This window comes from Pseudomonas sp. A39, assembly GCF_058145955.1.
Genome location: NZ_JBYVMD010000023.1, coordinates 48,250 through 64,578 on the forward strand (window position 1 = coordinate 48,250; position 16,329 = coordinate 64,578).

Below are 16,329 nucleotides of genomic sequence, written 5' to 3' on the forward strand. Positions count from 1 at the left end.
ATGATTGGTTTGAACACCGCAGCCGTCTACGTGCTGCAAACCCTCGGCAGCCTGTACCTGCTGATCGTACTGATGCGCTTTGTGCTGCAACTGGTACGCGCGAACTTCTACAACCCGCTCTGCCAGTTCATCGTCAAGGCCACCCAGCCGCTGCTCAAGCCGTTGCGTCGGATCATCCCGAGCCTGTTCGGCCTGGACATGTCGTCGCTGGTGCTGGCGATCCTGGTGCAGTTGGCCTTGATGGCGCTGACCCTGCTGCTGACCTACGGCACCACCGGCAATTTCGTACAGTTGCTGATCTGGGCGATCATCGGCGTGACCGCGCTGTTCCTGAAGATCTTTTTCTTCGCCTTGATCATCAGCGTGATCCTGTCCTGGGTCGCGCCGGGTAGCCACAACCCTGGCGCCGAGCTGGTGAACCAGATCTGCGAACCGGCCCTGGCGCCGTTCCGCAAGCTGCTGCCGAACCTGGGCGGCCTGGATATCTCGCCGATCCTGGCATTCATGGTGCTCAAGTTGCTGGATATGCTGGTGATCAATAACCTGGCGGCGATGACCATGATGCCGGACATTCTGCGTTTGCTGATCTAACGCGGATCAAATGTGGGAGCAAGCCTGCTCCCACATTTTCGAACTGCACACTGAATTCAATCCGCGCAGGCCTTTGCTTGCCGCTGGGGTTCGCGCTCTTTAGACTTACGCCTCATTTAAACGAGAGCAGGGTCGATGCCAACTGCCTTTCCCCCCGATTCTGTTGGACTGGTCGTGCCCCAAATGGCGCACTTCAGCGAACCGCTGGCCCTGGCCTGCGGCCGTTCGCTGCCTGCCTACGACCTGATCTATGAAACCTACGGCCAACTGAATGCCACGGCGAGCAACGCCGTGCTGATCTGCCACGCCCTGTCCGGCCATCACCACGCTGCCGGCTTCCACTCGGTCGACGAGCGCAAACCCGGTTGGTGGGACAGTTGCATCGGCCCCGGCAAGCCCATCGACACGAACAAGTTCTTTGTGGTCAGCCTGAACAACCTCGGCGGCTGCAACGGCTCCACCGGCCCGAGCAGCGTCAACCCTGAGAACGGCAAGCCGTTCGGCGCAGACTTCCCGGTGCTCACCGTGGAAGACTGGGTGCACAGCCAGGCGCGCCTGGCCGACCTGCTGGGCATCGACCAATGGGCCGCCGTGATCGGCGGCAGCCTGGGCGGCATGCAAGCGCTGCAATGGACCATCACTTACCCCGATCGCGTGCGCCATTGCCTGGCCATCGCCTCGGCCCCTAAATTGTCGGCGCAGAACATCGCCTTCAACGAAGTGGCGCGCCAGGCGATCCTGACCGACCCTGAGTTCCACGGTGGTTCGTTCCAGGAAGCCGGTGTGATCCCCAAGCGCGGCCTGATGCTGGCGCGGATGGTCGGGCACATCACTTACCTGTCCGATGACTCCATGGGCGAGAAATTCGGCCGTGGCCTCAAGAGCGAGAAGCTCAACTACGACTTCCACAGCGTCGAATTCCAGGTAGAAAGCTACCTGCGTTATCAGGGTGAGGAATTCTCGGGGCGTTTCGACGCCAACACCTATTTGCTGATGACCAAAGCGTTGGACTACTTCGACCCAGCCGCCAACTTTGATGACGACCTGGCGAAAACCTTCGAAGGCGCGACGGCCAAGTTCTGCGTGATGTCATTCACCACCGACTGGCGCTTCTCGCCGGCGCGCTCCCGCGAGCTGGTGGATGCACTGATGGCTGCGCGCAAGGACGTCTGCTACCTGGAGATCGATGCACCGCAAGGCCACGACGCCTTCCTGATCCCGATCCCACGCTACTTGCAGGCCTTCAGCAATTACATGAACCGCATAACTTTGTGAGAACGCCATGAGAGCCGACCTGGACATCATCCAAGACTGGATCCCCGCCGGCAGCCGCGTGCTCGACCTTGGCTGCGGCGATGGCGAACTGCTGAGCTGGCTGCGCGACCACAAGCAAGTCACCGGCTACGGCCTGGAAAACGACCCGGACAACATCGCCCAGTGCGTGGCCAAGGGCATCAACGTGATAGAGCAGGACCTGGACAAGGGCCTGGGCAACTTTGCCAGCAACAGCTTCGATATCGTGGTGATGACCCAGGCCCTGCAGGCGGTGCACTACCCGGACCGCATCCTCGACGAGATGCTGCGCGTAGGTCGCCAGTGCATCATCACCTTCCCCAACTTCGGGCATTGGCGCTGCCGCTGGTACCTGGCCACCAAGGGCCGCATGCCGGTGTCGGACTTCCTGCCGTACACCTGGTACAACACGCCGAACATCCACTTTTGCACCTTCGAAGATTTCGAAGCCCTGTGTGGCGAGCGTGAAGCCAAGGTGATCAACCGCCTTGCCGTCGATCAACAGCATCGCCACGGCTGGGCGAGTAAGCTATGGCCCAATCTGTTGGGCGAAATCGGTATTTATCGGGTCAGCAGTCCTGGCCTCACGGACCACAAGATTGCCGTCTAATCATTTTCAAGAGGGACGATCATGAGTCGTTTGGCTGTTTTTCTATTGACCGCATGCCTGGGTGCCAGCGCCATGGCCGCGGACGCTATCGACGCTAATCGCAAGAAAGACTTCGGCGATATCACCGTTCACTACAACACGTTCACCTCCAGCTTCCTGCAACCGGAAACCGCCCAGAAAGTCGGCGTGGTGCGCAGCAAGGAGAAGGGTTTGATCAACGTGACCGTGATCAAGGGCGTGACCCCGGTGGCCGCGCAAGTGACGGGCACCATCAAGGATTTGGGTGGCAAAAGCGAGATCCTCACCTTCAAGCAAATCAACGAAAAAGGTGGCATCAATTATCTCGCGCCCTACGCCGTGACCCAGCGCGAATACAAGACCTTTACCATCAACGTTGAAACCGGCGGCAAAGCCCATAGCTTCCAATTCAACCAGGAACTGTTTCCGGCGGAATGATGAACCTTACCCAACTCGTACTGGCCAGCCATAACGCCGGCAAGCTTAAAGAACTGCAAGCCATGCTCGGCGACTCCGTGCAGTTGCGCTCGATCGGCGAGTTCAACCAGGTGGAGCCGGAAGAGACCGGCCTGTCGTTCGTCGAGAACGCCATCCTCAAGGCGCGCAATGCTGCGCGTATCTCCGGCCTGCCAGCGCTGGCGGACGACTCGGGCCTGGCGGTGGACTTCCTCGGCGGTGCGCCGGGCATCTACTCGGCACGCTACGCCGATGGCAAGGGCGACGCCGCCAACAACGCCAAGCTGCTGGATGCGCTCAAGGGCGTGCCCGACGCCGAGCGCGGCGCACAGTTCGTCTGCGTGCTGGCCTTGGTGCGGCATGCCGATGACCCGCTGCCGATCTTGTGCGAAGGCCTGTGGCACGGGCGCATCCTGCACGCGGCCAGTGGTGAGCACGGTTTTGGCTATGACCCGCTGTTCTGGGTGCCGGAACGTAACGTTTCCAGCGCCGAACTGAGCCCGGCCGACAAGAACCAGATCAGCCACCGTGCTCGCGCAATGGATTTACTGCGCCAACGCCTGAGCCTGAAATGACCCAGAACACCTCTGCGCAGCCACTGATCCACGGTGGCGCGCAAACACTTCGGGCGGCCTTGCCTGTGCTGCCGCCTCTGGCGCTGTATATCCATATCCCGTGGTGCGTGCGCAAATGCCCCTATTGCGACTTCAACTCCCACACCGCCAGTAAAGTGCTGCCGGAAGAAGAGTACGTGGACGCCCTGTTGGCCGACCTCGATCAGGACCTGCACGCGGTTTACGGTCGCGAACTGAGCTCGATCTTTTTTGGTGGCGGTACGCCGAGCCTGTTCAGCGCCGCAGCGTTGGGCCGTTTGCTCAAGGGTGTGGAAGCGCGCATCCCGTTCGCCAGTGATATCGAGATCACCCTGGAAGCCAACCCCGGGACGTTCGAGCAGGAAAAGTTCGTGGCGTACCGCAAGCTGGGGATCAATCGCCTGTCCATCGGTATCCAGAGCTTCCAGCAGCAAAAGCTTGAGGCTCTGGGCCGTATTCACAACGGCGATGAAGCCGTGCGCGCTGCCGGTATGGCGCGCCAGGCCGGGTTCGATAACTTCAACCTGGACTTGATGCACGGTTTGCCCGATCAGTCCCTGGACGACGCTTTGAGCGACCTGCGCCAGGCCATCGCGCTGAAGCCAACGCACTTGTCCTGGTACCAGCTGACCCTGGAACCCAACACCGTGTTCTGGAACCAGCCGCCCGCGCTGCCGGAGGACGACACCTTGTGGGATATCCAGGAAGCCGGCCAGGCACTGCTCGCCGAACACGGTTATGCGCAATATGAAGTGTCGGCTTATGCCCAACCGGGCCGCCCGGCCCGGCATAACCTCAACTACTGGAGCTTCGGTGACTTCATTGGCATCGGCGCCGGTGCCCACGGCAAACTCAGCCACCCCGACGGGCGCATTGTACGTACCTGGAAGACCCGAGCACCGAAGGACTACCTCAACCCGGCCAAAAGCTTCCAGGCCGGCGCGAAAGAACTGACTAACGAGGAACTGCCGTTCGAATTCCTGATGAACGCCTTGCGCCTGACCGAAGGCGTCGAAGCGAAGCTCTACGCTGAGCGCACCGGGCTGGCGTTGTCGAGCCTGGATGAAGGCCGCCGCGAGGCAGAACAAAGTGGCTTAATGCAGGTCGAACCGTCACGCCTGGCGGCGACCGACCGCGGGCAACTCTTTCTCAATGACCTGTTGCAGAAGTTTTTGAGCTGACGCTCTAAGGAAATCGAATGGATTTGGTACTCGACCTGCTCGCCACCGTATCCCGTTGGAGCCGTAGCAACCTGTCGGAAATCTCCCTGGCCCTCGTCGGCTGCCTGCTGGTGCTGTTTGGCGCCGATATCAAAGGCTGGGTGGAAGCGCGCTTGGGCAGCATCGCAGGCGCATTGCGCGTCCCGTTAATGGCGTTGGTGTGCATGATCGGCAGCGGCGCGGCGTTGATCTACGCCACGCCGTGGATTGTACGGGGGTTGAGCCAGTTCAATAACTACAGCCTGGCGCCGGTGTTGATCGTGGTACTGGTACTGATCGGTGTAGTCGCCGACCGCCGCTGATCCTGAGCAAAACGTCGATACAAATGTGGGAGGAGGCTTGCCCCCGATGGCGGTGGACCAGTCACTGTTTGTGGTGACTGACACCCCGCTATCGGGGGCAAGCCCCCTCCCACATTTGATTGCATTTCAAGCTAATGGTGAGTTACGCCAACTTCTCGAACTTCAGATCCCACACCCCATGCCCCAACCGCTCGCCACGGCGTTCGAACTTGGTGATCGGGCGTTCAGCCGGGCGTGGCACGCATTTGCCGTCTTCCGCCAGGTTGCGATAGCCGGGGGCGACGTTCATCACTTCCAGCATGTATTCCGCGTAGGGTTCCCAGTCGGTGGCCATGTGCAGGATGCCGCCAACCTTGAGCTTGCTGCGTACCAGCTCCGCGAAGGAGGCCTGGACGATGCGGCGCTTGTGGTGGCGGGCTTTGTGCCATGGGTCGGGGAAGAACAGCATCAGGCGGTCGAGGCTATTGTCGGCGATGCAGCGGTTGAGCACTTCAATCGCGTCGCAGTCGTAGACCCGCAGGTTGGTCAACCCTTGGGTCAACACACCATTGAGCAGCGCGCCGACACCGGGGCGGTGGACCTCCACGCCGATGAAGTCCTGGTCGGGCGCGGCGGCCGCCATTTCCAGCAGGGAGTGGCCCATGCCGAAGCCGATTTCCAGGGAACGCGGGGCCGAACGGCCGAACACCTGGTCGTAGTCCACCGGCGCGTCGGCCAAGGGCAACACGAACAGGGGCGTACCTTGCTCCAGGCCCTTTTGCTGGCCTTCGGTCATGCGACCGGCGCGCATCACAAAACTCTTGATGCGGCGGTGCTTGGACTCGTCGCCTGCTTCCGGGGTGTTCGGCGTTTCGTTTGATTCAGTCATCAATGGCTCTTACTTGATCAGACCATCCAGCGGCGAAGAGGCGCTGGCGTAGAGTTTTTTCGGCATGCGACCGGCGAGGTAGGCCAGGCGGCCCGCGACGATGGCGTGGTTCATGGCTTCGGCCATCATGATCGGTTGCTGGGCATGGGCGATGGCCGAGTTCATCAGCACTGCGTCGCAGCCCAGCTCCATGGCGATGGTCGCGTCGGAGGCCGTGCCCACGCCCGCATCCACCAGCACCGGGATCTTGGCTTCTTCGAGGATGATCTGCAGGTTGTACGGATTGCAGATACCCAGGCCGGAACCGATCAGGCCGGCCAGCGGCATCACGGCGATACAGCCGATTTCCGCCAGTTGCCGCGCGATGATCGGGTCATCGCTGGTGTAGACCATCACGTCGAAGCCTTCCTTGACCAGGGTTTCAGCGGCCTTGAGGGTTTCGATCACGTTGGGGAACAGGGTCTTTTGGTCGGCCAGCACTTCCAGCTTCACCAGGTTGTGGCCGTCGAGCAGTTCACGGGCCAGGCGGCAGGTGCGCACGGCTTCGATGGCGTCGTAGCAACCGGCGGTGTTCGGCAGGAAGGTGTAGCGATCCGGCGACAGCACTTCGAGCAGGTTCGGCTCGCCTTCGATCTGGCCGAGGTTGGTGCGGCGCACGGCGAAGGTGACGATCTCGGCGCCCGAGGCTTCGATGGCCAGGCGGGTTTCTTCCATGTCGCGGTACTTGCCGGTGCCGACCAGCAGACGGGACTGGTAGGTACGACCGGCCAGGACGAAGGGCTTGTCGCTACGAACGATGCTCATGGGAAATCCTCGAAATGGGGTGAGGTTCTGCAGAATTCAGGAAGCTGCGCGATCAGCCGCCGCCGATGGCGTGGACCACTTCGACCTGGTCACCTTCGGTGAGCGCGGTCTCGGCGTGCAGGCTACGCGGGACGATATCCAGGTTGAGTTCCACTGCGACGCGACGCCCGGTGAGGTCCAGGCGGGTCAGCAGGGCCGCAACGGTTTCACCGTCGGGCAGTTCAAAGGATTCGCCGTTCAACTGAATGCGCATGCCACGGGCCGCCATCGTTTTTAGGGGCCCGCATTCTAGCCCGATCAAGGTTGATGACCCAAGTCCCTCGGTCAGATCGCCTGCAAGCGCCAAGCAGCCAGCCCCAGGAAAAACCAGCCCAGCAAGAACGCCAACCCGCCAAATGGCGTGATGATGCCCAGCTTGCTGATGCCCGTCATCGTCAGCACATACAAGCTGCCGGAGAACAACAGGATGCCGACAGTAAAGGAGATGCCCGCCCAGCTGACCAACCGACCAGGAATATGCGCGGCCAGCAGCGCTACGCCGAACAGCGCCAAGGTATGTACCAGTTGGTAGGTCACCCCGGTATGGAAGATCGCCAGGTACTCGGCGCTCAAGCGGTTTTTCAGGCCATGGGCGGCGAACGCGCCAAGGGCCACACCGGTGAAGCCAAAAAAGGCAGCCAGCATCAGAAAGCTACGCAGCATCAGGAACTCCAGTCAGACTCATCGGGCAGGGTCTGTATAATGGCCCGCTCAACGGGTTCGGCCAAGCCATCTCTATGCTGCGTCTCCTCTTCAAACGCTTTCTCAATGTCGTTAAATGGTTTGCCATCGCCAGTGTGCTGTTGGTACTGCTGTTTCGCGTCGTCCCGCCGCCCTTCACCGCGCTGATGGTGGAGCGCAAGGTCGAATCCTGGTTCGACGGCGAACCCATTGACCTGCAGCGCAGCTGGGTGCCGTGGGACGAGATCTCCGATGACCTCAAAGTGGCGGTGATGGCCGGTGAAGACCAGCGTTTCCCGCAGCACTGGGGCTTTGATTTCGGCGCGATCCAGGCGGCTATCCAGCACAACGAGCGCGGTGGTTCGATACGCGGCGCCAGCACGTTGAGCCAGCAGGTGTCGAAAAACCTGTTCCTGTGGGCCGGCCGCAGTTATTTGCGCAAAGGCCTGGAGGCTTGGTTTACCGGGCTGATCGAGGTGTTGTGGCCCAAGCAGCGGATTCTTGAGGTGTACCTCAACAGCGTGGAGTGGGATGAAGGCGTCTTCGGCGCGGAGGCGGCGGCGCGGCATCACTTTGGGGTGAGTGCCAAAGGGTTATCGCGGCAGCAGGCCAGCTATTTGGCCGCGGTGTTGCCGAACCCTCGGGTGTGGAGTGCCAGTCATCCGACGGCGTATGTGGCAAGGCGCGCTGCTTGGATTCGGCAGCAGATGAGCCAGCTGGGTGGTGATGGATATCTGGTTGAGTTGAATAACGCCCGCAAAGCCCCTTGGTCCGACTGAACCAACACAAAAACAAATGTGGGAGGGGGCTTGCCCCCGATAGCGGTGGATCAGTCAGCTTATTTGTAGCTGACCCACTGCAATCGGGGGCAAGCCCCCTCCCACATTTTTATTGACCGCGTCGCGTGTTAGGCGGCGATGGACAACTTCAGCTTATTCATCGCGCTTTTCTCAAGCTGACGAATCCGCTCGGCCGACACGTTGTACTTCTGTGCCAGGTCGTGCAGCGTGGCTTTTTCTTCCGCCAGCCAGCGCTGGTAGAGGATGTCACGGCTGCGGTCGTCCAGCACTTCCAGCGCTTCGTGCAGGTTGTGGTTGGAGTTGTCACTCCAGTCCGCATCCTCCAATTGACGCGCCGGGTCGTACCGGTGGTCTTCCAGGTAGTTGGCCGGCGATTGGAAGGCGCTGTCGTCGTCCGCTTCGGCGGCCGGGTCGAAGGCCATGTCATGGCCGGTCAGGCGGCTTTCCATCTCGCGCACTTCACGCGGTTCCACGCCCAGGCTTTCAGCCACGCGGTGGACTTCCTCGTTGTTCAGCCACGCCAGGCGTTTTTTCTGGCTGCGCAGGTTGAAGAACAGCTTGCGCTGGGCCTTGGTGGTCGCGACTTTCACAATGCGCCAGTTGCGCAGGATGAACTCGTGGATTTCCGCCTTGATCCAGTGCACGGCAAACGACACCAAGCGCACGCCCATCTCAGGGTTGAAGCGCTTTACCGCCTTCATCAGGCCAACGTTGCCTTCCTGGATGAGGTCAGCCTGGGCCAGGCCGTAGCCGCTATAGCTACGGGCGATATGTACGACAAAACGCAGGTGGGCGAGCACCATCTGCCGAGCCGCCCCCAAATCCTGCTCATAGTAGAGACTCTCGGCCAGTTCACGCTCCTGCTCGGGCGTCAGCAATGGAATGCTGTTGACCGTGTGCACATAGGCTTCCAGGTTCGCACCCGGGACCAAGGCATAAGCAGGTTGCAAAGAAGTGGTCATACGAAAAAACCTCCGACTCACATAACTCGTGCAGTTCAGCACTGCGAAAATTGACCGGGAACCGTAGGACAAGTTCCCTAAACCACTGATACGGTCAATACAAACGAAACCACATTAATCTGACATTAACTACTTCGGTGCCAGCTCACGTAAATGCCGAGCGACCGCAATCCAAGCACCGATATACCCCAACAATACCGCGCCAAGCAAGAGACTAAGACCATCGGCTACCGGCACACCGGCCAGCGCGAAATCGCTGCCGTAGAGTCCGGCCAGCCCGACCACCGCGTCGTTCAGCCAGTCCAGGCCAAATGCCAGCACCCCCCAGGACAAAATCCCCGCACCGAAGCCATAAAGCGCGCCCATGTACAGAAATGGACGACGCACATAGCTGTCCGTGCCGCCGACCAGTTTAATCACTTCTATCTCTGTGCGACGGTTTTCAATATGAAGACGAATGGTATTACCTATCACCAAAAGTAATGCAGACACCAACAGCACCGTCAGGCCGAACACAAACCGGTCGCCGAGCTTGAGGATCGCCGCCAGGCGCTCTACCCAGACTAGATCAAGTTGTGCCTGCTGCACCTTCGGCATCTCTGCGAGCTTTTGTCGCAGGGCCTCCAGCGCCGGCTTGTCGACTTCATTCGGCGTCACCAGCACCACGCCCGGCAGCGGGTTCTGCGGCAACTCCTTGAGCGCCTCGCCCAGGCCGGATTGTTGCTGGAACTCTTCCAGCGCCTGATCGCGGCTGATGTACTCGGCATCCGCCACGCCGGGCAGGTTCTTGATGTCATCGCGCAAGGACTCGCCGTCTTTAGCGCTGGCGTCGATGTTCAAGTACAGCGAGATCTGCGCCGCGCGCTGCCAGGAGCCGCCCAGGCGCTCCACATTATTAAGCAGCAGCGACAGGCCCATCGGCAGGCTCAGGGCCACCGCCATCACCAGGCAGGTGAAAAAGCTGCCGATCGGCTGTTTGCCCAGGCGGCGCAGGCTGTCGAGCAGGCTGGCGCGATGGCTTTCGATCCAGGCGCGCAGCAAGGTGCTGAAGTCCGGACCGTCGTCATCGTGATCGTGTTTTTTCTTCTGCGGTTGCGGGTCGGCCGGTTTCGGCGCCACGCGCTCGGAGACTTTAGGGCTGCGTGTTGCACTCATACGCCGGCCTCCCCGTCGCCGATCAGGCGGCCGCGTTGCAGGGTCAGCATGCGATGGCGCATGCGTGCGATCAGCGCCAGGTCGTGACTGGCGATCAGCACGCTGGTGCCCAAGCGATTGATGTCTTCGAACACCCCCATGATCTCGGCCGCCAGGCGCGGGTCGAGGTTACCGGTGGGTTCGTCCGCCAGCAGCAGGGCCGGGCGGTGGACGATGGCGCGGGCGATGCCGACGCGCTGTTGCTGACCGGTGGAGAGGTCGCCAGGGTAGAGATCGGTCTTGTCCGACAGCGCCACGCGCTCCAGGGCCGAATCCACGCGCTTGACGATCTCAGCCTTGGACAGCCCGAGGATCTGCAACGGCAGCGCCACGTTGTTGAACACGGTGCGATCGAACAGCAACTGGTGATTCTGGAACACCACGCCGATCTGGCGGCGCAGGAACGGGATTTGCGCATTGCTGATGGTTGCCAGGTCCTGGCCGGCCAGCAGCAGTTTGCCGGTGGTCGGGCGCTCCATGGCCAGCAGCAGGCGCAGCAACGTACTTTTACCGGCGCCGGAGTGGCCGGTGACAAACAGAAATTCACCGCGACGCACTCGAAAGCTCAGCTCATGCAAGCCGACATGCCCGTTGGCATAGCGTTTACCGACCTGTTCGAATCGAATCATGAACGCTCCCGCTCGGCAAAGAGTGCCTGTACAAAGGGTTCGGCTTCAAAGGTGCGCAGGTCATCAATGCCTTCACCGACACCGATATAACGAATCGGCAACCCGAACTGTTTGGCCAGGGCGAAGATCACGCCGCCCTTGGCCGTGCCGTCGAGCTTAGTCAATGCCAGGCCGGTCAGTTGGACCGTCTGGTTGAATTGTTTGGCCTGGCTGATGGCGTTCTGGCCGGTACCGGCATCCAGCACCAACAGAACCTCGTGCGGCGCGTCTGCGTCGAGCTTGCCGATCACGCGACGGACTTTTTTCAGCTCTTCCATCAAATTGTCTTTGGTGTGCAGGCGACCGGCGGTATCGGCGATCAGCACATCGATGTTCCGTGCTTTGGCGGCCTGCACCGCATCGAAGATCACCGAGGCGGAATCGGCGCCGGTGTGCTGGGCGATGACCGGGATCTTGTTGCGCTCGCCCCAGACCTGCAGCTGTTCAACCGCTGCGGCACGGAACGTATCGCCCGCCGCCAGCATCACCTTCTTGCCTTCGGACTGCAGCTTTTTGGCCAGCTTGCCGATGGTGGTGGTCTTGCCGGCGCCGTTAACGCCCACCACCAGGATCACAAACGGCTTTTTCGGGGTGATCACCAGCGGCGCTTCCACCGGCTTGAGCATGGCGGCCAGCTCGGCCTGCAGGGATTTGTACAGCGCGTCGGCGTCGGTCAGTTGCTTGCGCGCGACCTTCTGGGTGAGGCTCTGGATGATCACGGCGGTGGCTTCGACACCCACATCGGCGGTGAGCAGGCGGGTTTCGATGTCTTCCAGCAATTCGTCATCGATGACCTTTTTACCCAGGAACAGGCTGGCCATGCCTTCGCCGATACTGGCGCTGGTCTTGCTGAGGCCTTGCTTGAGGCGGGAGAAAAAGCCGGCTTTGCTGGTTTCAACAGGGGAAACGGGTTGCTCGATGACCGCAGGAGCGGCAACCAATGGCTCGACCGCCACGGGTGCTGGTGCTGGTGCTGGTGCTGGTGCTGGTGCTGGTGCTGGTGCTGGTGCTTCAACGATAACCGGCTGCGGCTCAACGATCACCGGAATCGGTGGAACCACATGCTCGGCCTGCACATCTTCAACCAGTGCCACGGGCTCTTCAGCCACCGGCAGTTCCAGCCATGGCTTGTGCTCGGGTTCCGGCTCAGGTTCCGGCTCCGCCTCGGCGACCGGCTGCAATACCGGCTCAGCCATCGGCAATACCACCGGCGCAGGGGTTTCGGCGACCGGTTCGGCTTCTACTATAGGCTCGGGGATCGGTTCGGCTTGAACCTGCGGTTGTTCGTCAACGGTTTCCTGCGGCTTTTTGCGCAGCCATCCGAACAGGCCTTTTTTCTCGCCAGCCGGGGCTGGGGTCTTCTTGTCGTCGTTGGAACCAAACATGGAGACGGCTATCTCAAGGTAGCGATGCGCCAGGGCGCCTCGGTAAATAAATTCGATGCAGAACAGACTGCTTTAACGCCCGCTTGTTCATGCGCAACATTTTGTAAGGCGTAAATAAAGGCCTCAACAAATCGACTCAATATAGGACTGAAGCGACAAAATCGGCGAAAAGTGGAAGATCATCGGGGAAACCCTCCATCTATCCCAACATTCCTACGACCGGATTCGGGACAAGATGACTACCGCAGTGGCCGTCCCTAAATCGGATCAGTATCCTAGCACCTCCTCGCCCGCCGACGCTAAGACCAAGCGGGCAGCCCAACAGGTTTAAAAACGAATGAATGCTCTAGCCCGCCGCGCCGCAGGCCTGCTGTTCAGCACAGTTTGTCTGCCTCTTTCAGCCTTGGCTGCCGACCCACAACCCACCCACGAATTCACCCTGGACAACGGCCTCAAGGTCGTCGTGCGCGAAGATCATCGCGCCCCGGTGGTGGTTTCCCAGGTCTGGTACAAGGTCGGTTCGAGCTATGAAACCCCGGGCCAGACCGGTTTGTCCCACGCCCTGGAACACATGATGTTCAAGGGCAGCGCCAAGGTCGGCCCCGGCGAAGCCTCGCTGATCCTGCGCGACCTGGGCGCCGAAGAGAACGCCTTCACCAGCGATGACTACACCGCTTACTACCAGGTGCTGGCCCGCGACCGCCTGGGCGTTGCCTTCGAGCTGGAAGCCGACCGCATGGCCAGCCTGCGCCTGCCGGCCGACGAGTTCAGCCGCGAGATCGAGGTCATCAAAGAAGAGCGTCGCCTGCGCACCGACGACAACCCGATGTCCAAGGCCTACGAGCGTTTCAAGGCCATGGCATTCCCCGCCAGCGGCTACCACACGCCGACCATCGGCTGGATGGCTGACCTGGACCGCATGAAAGTCGAAGAGCTGCGCCACTGGTATCAATCCTGGTACGTACCGAACAATGCCACCCTGGTCGTGGTCGGCGACGTCACCCCGGACGAGGTGAAGAACCTCGCCCAGCGCTACTTCGGCCCGATTCCCAAGCGCGACGTACCACCGGCCAAGATCCCGATGGAACTGGCCGAACCCGGCGAGCGCCAGCTGACCCTGCATGTGCAGACCCAACTGCCGAGTGTGATGCTGGGCTTCAACGTACCCGGCCTGGCCACCGCCGACGACAAACGCTCGGTACAGGCTCTGCGCCTGATCTCCGCCTTGCTGGACGGCGGCTACAGCGCACGTATCTCCGAGCAGCTGGAGCGCGGTGAAGAGCTGGTCTCTGCTGCATCCACCAACTACGACGCCTATACCCGCGGTGACACCCTGTTCATGTTGAGCGCCACACCCAACCAGCAGAAAAAGAAAACCGTCGCCCAAGCGGAAGCCGGCCTGTGGCGCCTGCTGGACGAGCTGAAGGCCAAGCCGCCGACCGCCGAAGAACTGGAACGCATCCGCGCCCAGGTCATTGCCGGCCTGGTCTACCAGCGTGACTCCATCACCAGCCAGGCCACGGCCATTGGCTCCCTGGAGACCGTCGGCCTGTCGTGGAAATTGATGGACACCGAACTTGCCGACCTGCAAAGCGTGACGCCGGAAGATATCCAGAAAGCCGCACGCACCTATTTCACCCGCGAACGTCTCAGCGTCGCCCATGTCCTGCCTCAGGAGACCGCTCATGAGTGATCGCAAAAGCAGCCGCCTGATCCTGCCTGGCCTGATCGTCGTTACCCTGATCGCCGCCGGTGCCGTGTACTTCCTGCGCCCGAACGAATCCGTCGCCAGCCAGGCCTTGGAAAAAGCCCAATCGAGCAACCAGCTGCAATCCCTGGCGGAACTGGACGGCAAAGCGCCGACCAACCGCAAGCTCGATGTGCAAACCTGGACCACCGCCGAAGGCGCCAAGGTGTTGTTCGTCGAAGCCCATGAACTGCCGATGTTCGACGTGCGCATCCTGTTCGCCGCCGGCAGCAGCCAGGACGGCAACGTACCGGGCCTGGCGCTGATGACCAACGCCATGCTCAACGAAGGCGTGCCGGGCAAGGATGTGAGCCAGATCGCCCGCGACTTCGAAGGCCTGGGCGCGGACTTTGGCAATGGTGCGTACCGCGACATGGCGCTGGTGTCCCTGCGAAGCCTCAGCGACAGCGACAAACGCGACGCGGCGCTCGCGCTGTTTGACGACGTGATCGGCAAACCGACCTTCCCGGCCGACTCCCTTGCGCGGATCAAAAACCAGATCCTGGCCGGCTTTGAATACCAGAAGCAAAACCCCGCCAAGTTGGCCAGCCTTGAACTGTTCAAGCGCCTGTACGGCGATCACCCTTATGCACACCCCACCGAAGGCACGCCAGAGAGCGTCCCGAAGATTACCCTGGCACAGTTGCAGGCCTTCCACGCCAAGGCATACGCAGCGGGCAACGCGGTGATTGCGGTGGTCGGCGACCTGACCCGCGCCGAAGCCGAAGCCATGACGGCCAAGGTTTCCGCATCGCTGCCCAAGGGCCCGGCCCTGGCAAAAATCGCCCAGCCGACCGAACCCAAAACGGGTTTGAGCCGTATCGAGTTCCCGTCCAAGCAAACGCACCTGCTGTTCGCGCAACTGGGCATCGACCGCGCCGACCCGGACTACGCCGCCTTGTCGCTGGGTAACCAGATCCTCGGCGGTGGTGGTTTCGGCACCCGTTTGATGAGCGAAGTGCGCGAGAAACGCGGCCTGACCTACGGCGTGTACTCCGGCTTCTCGCCGATGCAGGTACGCGGACCGTTCATGATCAATCTGCAAACCCGCGCAGAAATGAGCGGCGGCACCTTGCGCCTGGTCGAGGACGTGGTGGCCGACTACCTCAAGACCGGCCCGACGCAAAAGGAGCTGGATGACGCCAAGCGCGAGCTGGCCGGTAGCTTCCCACTGTCGACCGCGAGCAACGCCGATATCGTCGGGCAGTTGGGCGCCATGGGTTTCTATAACCTGCCGCTGAGCTATCTGGAAGATTTCATGAAACAATCCCAGGCCCTGACCGTAGATCAGGTCAAGGCTGCAATGAACAAACACTTGAGTGCCGACAAAATGGTCATCGTGACCGCCGGCCCGACCATTGCGCAAAAGCCACTACCGCCCCCCACTGATAAACCCGCCGAGCAGCCGCTCGGGGTTCCGGAGCATTAATGGCCAGTTCATCTCGCCCGAAAAAACCTGTCCACAACGTGCATAACGGTGTGGGCCAACTGCGCATCATTGGCGGTGAATGGGGCAGCCGCAAGCTGAGCTTCCCTGACGTCGTAGGCCTGCGCCCGACGCCGGACCGCGTGCGTGAAACCCTGTTCAACTGGCTTGCGCCGTACATCGCCGGCGCCAAGGTGCTGGACCCGTTCGCCGGCAGCGGCGCGCTGTTCCTGGAGGCGTTGTCCCGCGGTGCCGCACTGGCTCAGGCGCTGGATGCGAGCAATGTCGCAGTCTCCAGCCTCAAGGAACACCTGGGCACCCTGCGCTGCACCAACGGTCAGGTGCAAACCGCCGACGCGCTGCGTTACCTCGAAACCCAGACCGCCAGCGAGTACGACGTGGTGTTCCTCGACCCGCCGTTCAACCAGAACCTGCTGCCGACCGTGTGCGCACTGCTGGAAGAACGTCAATGGCTGGCACCGGACGCGTGGATCTACACTGAAAGCGAGACCGCGCCTTCTACCCTGGGCTTACCGGGCGCATGGCGCCTGCACCGAGAGCAGAAGTCCGGGCGGGTGTATTACGCGTTGTGGCACCGCTTGGTCGAGAGCGCTGCGTGATCTTTCAGGCTGAACTCAATGGTGGCGAGGGAGCTTGCTCCCGCTGGGCTGT

Annotated in this window: 19 protein-coding genes; 11 read left to right on the top strand and 8 right to left on the bottom strand. The window is 61.3% G+C overall.

The annotated features are described in order from the left end of the window. The 7 genes from AC3ZU9_RS18265 to AC3ZU9_RS18295 all read left to right on the top strand — a co-directional run bounded on the left by AC3ZU9_RS18265 (position 1) and on the right by AC3ZU9_RS18295 (position 5,083). The gene (locus AC3ZU9_RS18265) at positions 1 to 591 is read left to right on the top strand and encodes a YggT family protein (protein WP_015886346.1); all 591 of its coding nucleotides are present in this window, start codon (positions 1 to 3) and stop codon (positions 589 to 591) included. 135 nt (positions 592 to 726) lie between these two features. Further along, the gene (gene metX / locus AC3ZU9_RS18270; protein ID WP_046034941.1) at positions 727 to 1,866 is read left to right on the top strand and encodes a homoserine O-succinyltransferase MetX; all 1,140 of its coding nucleotides are present in this window, start codon (positions 727 to 729) and stop codon (positions 1,864 to 1,866) included. A gap of 7 nt (positions 1,867 to 1,873) precedes the next feature. Then, on the top strand, positions 1,874 to 2,494 hold the full coding sequence (gene metW / locus AC3ZU9_RS18275) for a methionine biosynthesis protein MetW (RefSeq protein WP_003234603.1): 621 nt from the start codon (positions 1,874 to 1,876) through the stop codon (positions 2,492 to 2,494). 21 nt (positions 2,495 to 2,515) lie between these two features. Next, on the top strand, positions 2,516 to 2,950 hold the full coding sequence (locus AC3ZU9_RS18280; RefSeq protein WP_015886348.1) for a DUF4426 domain-containing protein: 435 nt from the start codon (positions 2,516 to 2,518) through the stop codon (positions 2,948 to 2,950). Then, complete coding sequence (rdgB, locus tag AC3ZU9_RS18285) at positions 2,947 to 3,543, top strand: RdgB/HAM1 family non-canonical purine NTP pyrophosphatase (RefSeq protein ID WP_490091145.1); 597 nt, start codon at positions 2,947 to 2,949, stop codon at positions 3,541 to 3,543. The genes AC3ZU9_RS18280 and rdgB overlap by 4 nt, the downstream gene beginning before the upstream one ends. After that, positions 3,540 to 4,742 carry a radical SAM family heme chaperone HemW gene (gene hemW, locus AC3ZU9_RS18290; RefSeq protein ID WP_093542530.1) on the top strand — a complete coding sequence of 401 codons (1,203 nt, stop codon included), beginning with the start codon at positions 3,540 to 3,542 and terminating at the stop codon, positions 4,740 to 4,742. Before rdgB ends, hemW begins: the two co-directional genes overlap by 4 nt. Positions 4,743 to 4,759: 17 nt before the next feature. Beyond that, complete coding sequence (locus tag AC3ZU9_RS18295; protein WP_015886351.1) at positions 4,760 to 5,083, top strand: DUF3392 domain-containing protein; 324 nt, start codon at positions 4,760 to 4,762, stop codon at positions 5,081 to 5,083. A 142-nt stretch (positions 5,084 to 5,225) separates the two neighbouring features. On the opposite strand, the gene trmB is transcribed toward AC3ZU9_RS18295, so the two are convergent. The 4 genes from trmB to AC3ZU9_RS18315 form a co-directional block, all read right to left on the bottom strand. Next, the gene (gene trmB / locus AC3ZU9_RS18300) at positions 5,226 to 5,951 is read right to left on the bottom strand and encodes a tRNA (guanosine(46)-N7)-methyltransferase TrmB (RefSeq protein WP_015886352.1); all 726 of its coding nucleotides are present in this window, start codon (positions 5,949 to 5,951) and stop codon (positions 5,226 to 5,228) included. Between the two features lie 9 nt (positions 5,952 to 5,960). Next, positions 5,961 to 6,755, bottom strand: a complete 795-nt coding sequence (locus tag AC3ZU9_RS18305; protein ID WP_015886353.1) for a thiazole synthase — start codon at positions 6,753 to 6,755, stop codon at positions 5,961 to 5,963. A 52-nt stretch (positions 6,756 to 6,807) separates the two neighbouring features. Further along, entirely contained in the window at positions 6,808 to 7,008 is a 201-nt protein-coding gene (gene thiS, locus AC3ZU9_RS18310) for a sulfur carrier protein ThiS (protein WP_015886354.1), read from the bottom strand. Between the two features lie 71 nt (positions 7,009 to 7,079). Beyond that, positions 7,080 to 7,457 carry a DUF423 domain-containing protein gene (locus AC3ZU9_RS18315; RefSeq protein WP_015886355.1) on the bottom strand — a complete coding sequence of 126 codons (378 nt, stop codon included), beginning with the start codon at positions 7,455 to 7,457 and terminating at the stop codon, positions 7,080 to 7,082. A 74-nt stretch (positions 7,458 to 7,531) separates the two neighbouring features. On the opposite strand from AC3ZU9_RS18315, the gene mtgA reads away from it, so the two are divergent. Beyond that, positions 7,532 to 8,254, top strand: coding sequence for a monofunctional biosynthetic peptidoglycan transglycosylase (gene mtgA / locus AC3ZU9_RS18320; RefSeq protein ID WP_015886356.1), 723 nt, complete (start codon positions 7,532 to 7,534; stop codon positions 8,252 to 8,254). A gap of 128 nt (positions 8,255 to 8,382) precedes the next feature. On the opposite strand, the gene rpoH is transcribed toward mtgA, so the two are convergent. From rpoH to ftsY, 4 genes are all read right to left on the bottom strand, one after another. After that, positions 8,383 to 9,237, bottom strand: a complete 855-nt coding sequence (rpoH, locus tag AC3ZU9_RS18325; protein WP_003176698.1) for an RNA polymerase sigma factor RpoH — start codon at positions 9,235 to 9,237, stop codon at positions 8,383 to 8,385. A 129-nt stretch (positions 9,238 to 9,366) separates the two neighbouring features. Then, complete coding sequence (gene ftsX / locus AC3ZU9_RS18330) at positions 9,367 to 10,392, bottom strand: permease-like cell division protein FtsX (protein WP_046034939.1); 1,026 nt, start codon at positions 10,390 to 10,392, stop codon at positions 9,367 to 9,369. After that, positions 10,389 to 11,060 (bottom strand): cell division ATP-binding protein FtsE, encoded by a 672-nt coding sequence (gene ftsE / locus AC3ZU9_RS18335; RefSeq protein WP_003234627.1) that lies wholly within the window; start codon positions 11,058 to 11,060, stop codon positions 10,389 to 10,391. Before ftsE ends, ftsX begins: the two co-directional genes overlap by 4 nt. Further along, positions 11,057 to 12,484 carry a signal recognition particle-docking protein FtsY gene (gene ftsY, locus AC3ZU9_RS18340; protein ID WP_490091146.1) on the bottom strand — a complete coding sequence of 476 codons (1,428 nt, stop codon included), beginning with the start codon at positions 12,482 to 12,484 and terminating at the stop codon, positions 11,057 to 11,059. Before ftsY ends, ftsE begins: the two co-directional genes overlap by 4 nt. 337 nt (positions 12,485 to 12,821) lie before the next feature. Here ftsY and AC3ZU9_RS18345 point away from each other — a divergent pair, with 337 nt between their 5' ends. From AC3ZU9_RS18345 to rsmD, 3 genes are read left to right on the top strand one after another with little or no spacing between them, the layout of a single operon-like run. Then, positions 12,822 to 14,177, top strand: coding sequence for a M16 family metallopeptidase (locus tag AC3ZU9_RS18345; RefSeq protein ID WP_015886359.1), 1,356 nt, complete (start codon positions 12,822 to 12,824; stop codon positions 14,175 to 14,177). After that, complete coding sequence (locus tag AC3ZU9_RS18350; protein WP_490091147.1) at positions 14,170 to 15,660, top strand: M16 family metallopeptidase; 1,491 nt, start codon at positions 14,170 to 14,172, stop codon at positions 15,658 to 15,660. The genes AC3ZU9_RS18345 and AC3ZU9_RS18350 overlap by 8 nt, the downstream gene beginning before the upstream one ends. Then, positions 15,660 to 16,277 carry a 16S rRNA (guanine(966)-N(2))-methyltransferase RsmD gene (gene rsmD / locus AC3ZU9_RS18355; protein ID WP_490091148.1) on the top strand — a complete coding sequence of 206 codons (618 nt, stop codon included), beginning with the start codon at positions 15,660 to 15,662 and terminating at the stop codon, positions 16,275 to 16,277. Before AC3ZU9_RS18350 ends, rsmD begins: the two co-directional genes overlap by 1 nt. Positions 16,278 to 16,329 lie beyond the last annotated feature (52 nt).

Coding starts and splice junctions, on each gene's coding strand:
- AC3ZU9_RS18265 (WP_015886346.1), top strand. CDS start 1: ATGATTGGTTTGAACACCGCAGCCGTCTACGTGCTGCAAACCCTCGGC.
- metX (WP_046034941.1), top strand. CDS start 727: ATGCCAACTGCCTTTCCCCCCGATTCTGTTGGACTGGTCGTGCCCCAA.
- metW (WP_003234603.1), top strand. CDS start 1,874: ATGAGAGCCGACCTGGACATCATCCAAGACTGGATCCCCGCCGGCAGC.
- AC3ZU9_RS18280 (WP_015886348.1), top strand. CDS start 2,516: ATGAGTCGTTTGGCTGTTTTTCTATTGACCGCATGCCTGGGTGCCAGC.
- rdgB (WP_490091145.1), top strand. CDS start 2,947: ATGATGAACCTTACCCAACTCGTACTGGCCAGCCATAACGCCGGCAAG.
- hemW (WP_093542530.1), top strand. CDS start 3,540: ATGACCCAGAACACCTCTGCGCAGCCACTGATCCACGGTGGCGCGCAA.
- AC3ZU9_RS18295 (WP_015886351.1), top strand. CDS start 4,760: ATGGATTTGGTACTCGACCTGCTCGCCACCGTATCCCGTTGGAGCCGT.
- trmB (WP_015886352.1), bottom strand. CDS start 5,951: ATGACTGAATCAAACGAAACGCCGAACACCCCGGAAGCAGGCGACGAG.
- AC3ZU9_RS18305 (WP_015886353.1), bottom strand. CDS start 6,755: ATGAGCATCGTTCGTAGCGACAAGCCCTTCGTCCTGGCCGGTCGTACC.
- thiS (WP_015886354.1), bottom strand. CDS start 7,008: ATGCGCATTCAGTTGAACGGCGAATCCTTTGAACTGCCCGACGGTGAA.
- AC3ZU9_RS18315 (WP_015886355.1), bottom strand. CDS start 7,457: ATGCTGCGTAGCTTTCTGATGCTGGCTGCCTTTTTTGGCTTCACCGGT.
- mtgA (WP_015886356.1), top strand. CDS start 7,532: ATGCTGCGTCTCCTCTTCAAACGCTTTCTCAATGTCGTTAAATGGTTT.
- rpoH (WP_003176698.1), bottom strand. CDS start 9,237: ATGACCACTTCTTTGCAACCTGCTTATGCCTTGGTCCCGGGTGCGAAC.
- ftsX (WP_046034939.1), bottom strand. CDS start 10,392: ATGAGTGCAACACGCAGCCCTAAAGTCTCCGAGCGCGTGGCGCCGAAA.
- ftsE (WP_003234627.1), bottom strand. CDS start 11,060: ATGATTCGATTCGAACAGGTCGGTAAACGCTATGCCAACGGGCATGTC.
- ftsY (WP_490091146.1), bottom strand. CDS start 12,484: ATGTTTGGTTCCAACGACGACAAGAAGACCCCAGCCCCGGCTGGCGAG.
- AC3ZU9_RS18345 (WP_015886359.1), top strand. CDS start 12,822: ATGAATGCTCTAGCCCGCCGCGCCGCAGGCCTGCTGTTCAGCACAGTT.
- AC3ZU9_RS18350 (WP_490091147.1), top strand. CDS start 14,170: ATGAGTGATCGCAAAAGCAGCCGCCTGATCCTGCCTGGCCTGATCGTC.
- rsmD (WP_490091148.1), top strand. CDS start 15,660: ATGGCCAGTTCATCTCGCCCGAAAAAACCTGTCCACAACGTGCATAAC.